This window comes from Yaniella soli, from assembly GCF_054782375.1.
In genome coordinates, this window is the sequence record NZ_BAAGSP010000053.1 from 1 (window position 1) to 5,938 (window position 5,938).

Consider the following 5,938-nt stretch of genomic DNA (forward strand, 5'->3'; position numbering starts at 1 on the left):
TGTATGACCCCAACCAGCACACCCATCATGGTGTGTGGTTGGGGCCATACCCTCAAATTATTGTCCGGCGGTGACCTACTCTCCCACAACCTCCCGGTTGCAGTACCATCGGCGCTGTGGGTCTTAGCTTCCGGGTTCGGAATGGGACCGGGCGTTTCCCCCACGCTATAACCACCGTAACCCTACCACCCAGACCCAACACACAAACCGAGTGTTGGCGGGTAAACCTAGGACCACGCAAAAACCCGCAGGTTTTTGTTGATGATCAACACAATATCAAATTTCCATACACTCAACATCTCCAACCACCCGGGCCTTAGAGGGCTGCAGGGTGGGGGTGGTGTTGTCGTAACCGTATAGTGGAACACGAGCACGCATACTCATAAAAGTGGACGCTTTTGAATGTCACGCAGTATCTGCGACAAAATTTGTGACTGTCAAGCCCTTTGCTGCTTGACCACACACCCCACAAACAAGGGGGGTGTAGGATAAGTCATCGGTTTATTAGTACCGGTCAGCTCCACACATCGTTAGTCTGTGCTTCCACATCCGGCCTATCAACCCAGTAGTCTACTGGGAACCTCAAGGAGAACTCATCTCGAAGCCGGCTTCCCGCTTAGATGCTTTCAGCGGTTATCCATCCCGAACGTAGCTAATCAGCCATGCACCTGGCGGTACAACTGACATACCAGTGGTTCGTCCGTCCCGGTCCTCTCGTACTAAGGACAGACCTTCTCAATTCTCCAACGCGCGCAGAGGATAGGGACCGAACTGTCTCACGACGTTCTGAACCCAGCTCGCGTACCGCTTTAATGGGCGAACAGCCCAACCCTTGGGACCTACTCCAGCCCCAGGATGCGACGAGCCGACATCGAGGTGCCAAACCATGCCGTCGATATGAACTCTTGGGCAAGATCAGCCTGTTATCCCCGGAGTACCTTTTATCCGTTGAGCGACGACCGTTCCACAACGAGTCGCCGGATCACTAGTCCCAACTTTCGTTCCTGCTCGACATGCCTGTCTCACAGTCAAGCTCCCTTGTGCACTTACACTCAACACCTGATGACCAACCAGGCTGAGGGAACCTTTGGGCGCCTCCGTTACCATTTAGGAGGCAACCGCCCCAGTTAAACTACCCATCAGGCACTGTCCCTGAACCAGATCATGGCCCAAAGTTAGATGTTCAATATGACCAGAGTGGTATTTCAACGTGCGACTCCACCACCACTAGCGTGATGGCTTCACAGTCTCCCACCTATCCTACACAAGCCACACCGAACACCAATACCAAACTATAGTAAAGGTTCCGGGGTCTTTCCGTCCTTCTGCGCGTAACGAGCATCTTTACTCGTAATGCAATTTCGCCGAGTTCATAGTAGAGACAGCGGAGAGGTCGTTGCTCCATTCGTGCAGGTCGGAACTTACCCGACAAGGAATTTCGCTACCTTAGGATGGTTATAGTTACCACCGCCGTTTACTGGGGCTTAACTTTTCCGCTTCGCCCACAAGGGGCTAACAGATCCGCTTAACCTTCCAGCACCGGGCAGGAGTCAGTGCATATACATCGTCTTACGACTTCGCATGCACCTGTGTTTTTGATAAACAGTCGCCTCCCCCTAGTCTCTGCGGCCCTTACCCCCTCCACCAAGCAAGTTGGCTTCAAGGTCCAGGCCCCCCTTCTTCCGAGGTTACGGGGGCATTTTGCCGAGTTCCTTAACTATGATTGTCTCGATCGCCTTAGTATTCTCTACCTGACCACCTGTGTCGGTTTCGGGTACGGGCAACACCACACCTCGCGCCGATGCTTTTCTAGACAGCATAGGATCACCGAATCACCCACCACGTGGGCGCCCATCACGTCTCAGACACATGCCTGGCGGATTTACCAACCAGACGTCCTACACGCTTAGACCAGGACAATTCCACTGCCTGGCCCGGCTACCTTCCTGCGTCACACCTGTTAATGCGCTTGACTCACCAGTTCAGGTCCCACGCTCACCAAACCAACACACCCGAAGGTGCAAAGGTAAGGCTTGGGTGGTTAGTATCACCAGCTCGTCATGGACGGTGTAGCACTGGTACGGGAATATCAACCCGTTATCCATCGACTACGCCTGTCGGCCTCGCCTTAGGCCCCGACTAACCCAGGGAAGATTAGCTTGACCCTGGAACCCTTAGTCATCCGGCGGACGGGTTTCTCACCCGTCATTCGCTACTCATGCCTGCATTCTCACTCGCACACAATCCACCACAAGTTCACACTGCGGCTTCACCTCGTGCACGACGCTCCCCTACCCAACAACACCAAAAGTGTTGCAGTCACGGTTTCGGCGGTGTGCTTGAGCCCCGCTACATTGTCGGCGCAGAATCACTTGACCAGTGGGCTGTTACGCACTCTTTCAAGGATGGCTGCTTCTAAGCCAACCTCCTGGTTGTCTCAGCAACTCCACATCCTTTCCCACTTAGCACACGCTTAGGGGCCTTAACCGATGATCTGGGCTGTTTCCCTCTCGACGATGAAGCTTATCCCCCACCGTCTCACTGCTACGCTCAACTTCCCGGCATTCGGAGTTTGGCAGACGTCAGTAACCTTGTAGGGCCCATCAGCCAACCAGTAGCTCTACCACCAGAAAGCACCACGTAACGCTGCACCTAAATGCATTTCGGGGAGAACCAGCTATCACGAAGTTTGATTAGCCTTTCACCCCTACCCACAACTCATCCCCTCAGTTTTCAACCTAAGTGGGTTCGGTCCTCCACACGCTCTTACACGCGCTTCAACCTGGTCATGGGTAGATCACTTCGTTTCGGGTCCAGAACACGCGACTCAACGCCCTCTTCAGACTCGCTTTCGCTACGACTACCCCACACGGGTTAACCTCGCCACGCATCACTGACTCGCAGGCTCATTTTGCAAAAGGCACGCTCTCACACCCCAAAAGGAATGCTCGAACGGATTGTAAGCACACGGTTTCAGGTACTATTTCACTCCCCTCCCGGGGTACTTTTCACCATTCCCTCACGGTACTGATTCACTATCGGTCAATAGGAAGTATTTAGGCTTACCAGGTGGTCCTGGCAGATTCACACGAGACTCCACGAACCTCGTGCTACTCGGGTCACACTCAACGGCAACAACACCAGTTTCAGCTACGGGACTGTCACCCTCTACGGTGAGGCATCCAAACCTCTTCGCTTACCGGCATCATCCACCGCGCCGCGCGGCAGCACGACACAGAATGCACCCAACAACCCCAACCACGCAACCCCTGCCGGGTATCACACGTGATAGGTTTAGCCTCATCCGCGTTCGCTCGCCACTACTGACAGAATCACAATTGTTTTCTCTTCCTGCAGGTACTGAGATGTTTCACTTCCCCGCGTTCCCTCCAACTGGCCTATACATTCAACCAGCGGTCACACACAAAACCGAAGCAATGCATGTGGGGTTTCCCCATTCGGACATCCTGGTCTCAACGCTCGGTTATCAACTCCACCAGGCTTATCGCAGATTCCCACGTCCTTCATCGGCTCCTATTACCAAGGCATCCACCGTGCGCCCTAAAAGACTTACCCAACCAACAACCACAACAGGCTGTCAGCGCATAAGCCACAAATTGAGCAAACACAACAACCACACCCAAAAGGATGCTAGTCGCTGTCACACAGATACAAACAATCAAAAGCCACACACCCAACCCCAAGGGCAGGTGTGTTAGAACTCTTATAAATAAGATGCTCGCGTCCACTATACAGTTACCACAACAACACCCCACACAACACCGACCACGACCACAACAGTCGCGTCCAACATTGGCGAGAACAATGTTTTCACAAGAACATCACCACATGATGCAGTGATTGTCCCAAAACCCAACAGTATGCCAAAACCTTGCAACGCTTGCGACGCAATCATCTACTAGCCTCCACATATCACACCAGCTCCGAAGAACACAGCACGATCAGTACTACCAGCACACCATCGAATCGCAAGCCAAGACCACCAACCCACCCCACAAACGAGATGAGATTGATGATTTGTTTGATGTTCCACCCACGCCCCACACGAGACCAACCAACATGTTGTCGGCTGATACCAAAATCATGTGCGACTCTCTAATATCGTTGAGATATACATATCTCCTTAGAAAGGAGGTGATCCAGCCGCACCTTCCGGTACGGCTACCTTGTTACGACTTAGTCCCAATCACCGGTCCCACCTTCGACGGCTCCTCCCCAAAAAGGGTTAGGCCACCGGCTTCGGGTGTTACCAACTTTCGTGACTTGACGGGCGGTGTGTACAAGGCCCGGGAACGTATTCACCGCAGCGTTGCTGATCTGCGATTACTAGCGACTCCGACTTCATGGGGTCGAGTTGCAGACCCCAATCCGAACTGAGACCGGTTTTATGGGATTAGCTCAACCTCACAGTCTCGCAACCCATTGTGCCGGCCATTGTAGCATGCGTGAAGCCCAAGACATAAGGGGCATGATGATTTGACGTCGTCCCCACCTTCCTCCGAGTTGACCCCGGCAGTCTCCCATGAGTCCCCAACCGAATTGCTGGCAACATAGAATAGGGGTTCCGCTCGTTGCGGGACTTAACCCAACATCTCACGACACGAGCTGACGACAACCATGCACCACCTGTACACCAGCCCCGAAGGGAAACCACATCTCTGTGGCGATCTAGTGCATGTCAAGCCTTGGTAAGGTTCTTCGCGTTGCATCGAATTAATCCGCATGCTCCGCCGCTTGTGCGGGCCCCCGTCAATTCCTTTGAGTTTTAGCCTTGCGGCCGTACTCCCCAGGCGGGGCACTTAATGCGTTAGCTACGGCGCGGAAAACGTGGAAATGTTCCCCACACCTAGTGCCCAACGTTTACGGCATGGACTACCAGGGTATCTAATCCTGTTCGCTCCCCATGCTTTCGCTCCTCAGCGTCAGTAACAGCCCAGAGACCTGCCTTCGCCATCGGTGTTCCTCCTGATATCTGCGCATTTCACCGCTACACCAGGAATTCCAGTCTCCCCTACTGCACTCCAGCCTGCCCGTACCCACTGCAAACTCAGGGTTAAGCCCTAAGCTTTCACAGCAGACGTGACAAACCGCCTACGAGCTCTTTACGCCCAATAATTCCGGATAACGCTCGCACCCTACGTATTACCGCGGCTGCTGGCACGTAGTTAGCCGGTGCTTCTTCTGAAGGTACCGTCACCCCGAAAGGCTTCTTCCCAACTGAAAGAGGTTTACAACCCGAAGGCCGTCATCCCTCACGCGGCGTCGCTGCATCAGGCTTGCGCCCATTGTGCAATATCCCCCACTGCTGCCTCCCGTAGGAGTCTGGGCCGTGTCTCAGTCCCAGTGTGGCCGGTCACCCTCTCAGGCCGGCTACCCGTCAAAGCCTTGGTAAGCCATTACCCCACCAACAAACTGATAGGCCGCGAGTCCATCCAAAACCGTCAAAAACTTTCAACCAACCACCATGCGATGACCAGTCATATCCAGTATTAGACCCAGTTTCCCGGGCTTATCCCAGAGTTAAGGGCAGGTTACTCACGTGATACTCACCCGTTCGCCACTCATCCATCCCCAGCAAGCTGGGAACTTCAGCGTTCGACTTGCATGTGTTAAGCACGCCGCCAGCGTTCATCCTGAGCCAGGATCAAACTCTCCATACAAAAACTACGGAAAAATCCAATCAAACAGACCAGGCCGGAAACAGCCCAATCCCTGGCAACACCACAACCACCACACGGAGGTATGACAGTCGCGGCAACCATTCAAAAATAAATGGCATCAAACAAACTTGGCACACTATTGAGTTCTCAAACAACCACACACACCCACCAACAACCCCACAAACGCAGAGCCACCACCAGGCAGTGAAAACACACGATCCACAAACAAGCCATGAACCACACCAAACACAGTGCAG

General features: G+C 53.6%; 3 rRNA genes. All 3 read right to left on the reverse strand.

Going from position 1 to position 5,938, the window contains the following annotated elements:
• Positions 1-62: 62 nt before the first annotated feature.
• Positions 63-179: ribosomal RNA gene (gene rrf, locus ACYVJT_RS14905) — 5S ribosomal RNA — on the reverse strand.
• A 305-nt stretch (positions 180-484) separates the two neighbouring features.
• A 23S ribosomal RNA gene (locus tag ACYVJT_RS14910) occupies positions 485-3,576 on the reverse strand.
• A 572-nt stretch (positions 3,577-4,148) separates the two neighbouring features.
• Positions 4,149-5,681 (reverse strand): 16S ribosomal RNA (locus ACYVJT_RS14915).
• Together the 16S, 23S and 5S rRNA genes form the textbook arrangement of a ribosomal RNA operon.
• Positions 5,682-5,938 lie beyond the last annotated feature (257 nt).